This is a genomic window from Acinetobacter sp. SM1B (assembly GCF_003289665.1).
Taxonomy (GTDB): Bacteria; Pseudomonadota; Gammaproteobacteria; order Pseudomonadales; family Moraxellaceae; genus Acinetobacter; species Acinetobacter schindleri.
Map to the genome: position 1 here is coordinate 1 of NZ_QMBM01000021.1, position 1,627 is coordinate 1,627.

2 protein-coding genes are annotated in these 1,627 nt (G+C 32.0%); both read right to left on the reverse strand.

Annotated elements, in window-relative coordinates:
- Window positions 1-610: 610 nt before the first annotated feature.
- Window positions 611-751, reverse strand: coding sequence for a hypothetical protein (locus C8322_RS14450; RefSeq protein ID WP_167456607.1), 141 nt, complete (start codon window positions 749-751; stop codon window positions 611-613).
- Between the two features lie 437 nt (window positions 752-1,188).
- Window positions 1,189-1,590 carry an Hsp20 family protein gene (locus C8322_RS14195; RefSeq protein ID WP_111810829.1) on the reverse strand — a complete coding sequence of 134 codons (402 nt, stop codon included), beginning with the start codon at window positions 1,588-1,590 and terminating at the stop codon, window positions 1,189-1,191.
- Window positions 1,591-1,627 lie beyond the last annotated feature (37 nt).

The window sequence follows — 1,627 nt, forward strand, 5'->3', positions numbered from 1 at the left end:
AAAGTATTTTAATACTTTTTTGAATCTGTCAATGCGTAAGTCCTATTTAATTTCTTTCAAGCAATCGCGACATAACTTAATTTCTTCGCTATCAGCCGTACATTCAAACTCAATCGTACTATGTAGGCCAAATAAGCAAAGCACAAACTGGAACATATCGATCTCCTTGCTTTAGTGCTTCCCTATTCAAGATATAAGGGGGGAATGATCACTAGAATTTAAAAATCTTATCTAACTATAGAGAATTAATAGAAAATTAAACCAATCAATCCCTAATTACCATTTTATAGTCCTTAGCCAAATATTTTCTCTTTAAACTATTTAAGGATAACTTATGAATAGATTCATGTAAGTATAGGAAATATATATTAATAGTTCTTACCCGTTAGTTTTATGTTTCTTTAAGTACTTGTTAAACTAGTTGAGGACTTCTCATAAATATATAAATTACCTAGAAAGCTACTAATTGCAAAATCAACAAATACTCAGCCTAGTCGTTTCTTCAGTTAAACAAGGCCAAGGATTAATTTAGCCAATATTTGCATTTGATTGTTATTTTTCCTTTCTAAATAGTCGAAGACCTCACTCATTTGTGAGGTCTTTTATTAATTTATTCAGGGGTATTTAATGCCTTAGATTCTGTCTCCGCTTCGTGATGAGAACAGTTTTTTGCATTTCCCTTTTTGTATTTAGCCTTTTTATAACAATATCCAGCCAATACGCCTGCGCCAATCAATGTTAGTAATTTCATTGCTCACCTCAATAGATTAGAAATAACAACCTCTATAGGTATCATCTATATGGATTGCATTCCAAAGCTATTTGGAAATTTTTTTTAAATGAAAGGTTAATTTATGTGTATAAAATAAAAAAGCCCACATTCTTGTGAGCTTTCCCCTTAACCATTTTGCGCTGATTTAGAATCGTTGATAAAACATACAACGATCAAACAATAGACAATCTATAAAAAATATAAATATATATACAAATTAAATATATATCCATATTAAATAAGTCTGAAATTTAATTATTGCAACAAATAATCAAACCAGCAACCTAGTTCTGAAGGTAATAAAAACCACCCGAAGGTGGCTTAAATTTGTTCTATTCTTATTAGAAAAACTATTTTTATTATTGAGTCTTCGACTCTCCCCATAGCTTTTCATTATTTTTACGACCAATAGGAATCTAGCGTGCCATCACCTCATCAGGGACTCTCCGTTGCAGATCTAGAGTCAATAAACCATTATCATAATCTGCCTGCTGAACCTCTACATGTTCATCCAAGCGTAACGATAACTTAAATGAACGGCTTGCGATTCCCTTATATAAATATTCAACGTTTGGATCGTTTTCTTCTACTACTTTACCAGTTATAGTCAGTACCTTGTTTTCCAAATTAATCTCGAGTTGATCCTGATTAAATCCTGCAGTTGCAACAGAAATACGATAATTATTATCTCCTGTTTTTTCAATATTATAGTGGGGGTAATTTGGCGTATCGCTTTGTAATGCAAAATCGAATAGATCACTTAAGCGGTCAAAACCAATACTCCGACGGAATAGTGGTGATAAACGGCTTTGTTGCACAAAGATTTAAAAGATAACACTCTGCTCATTTGAACAG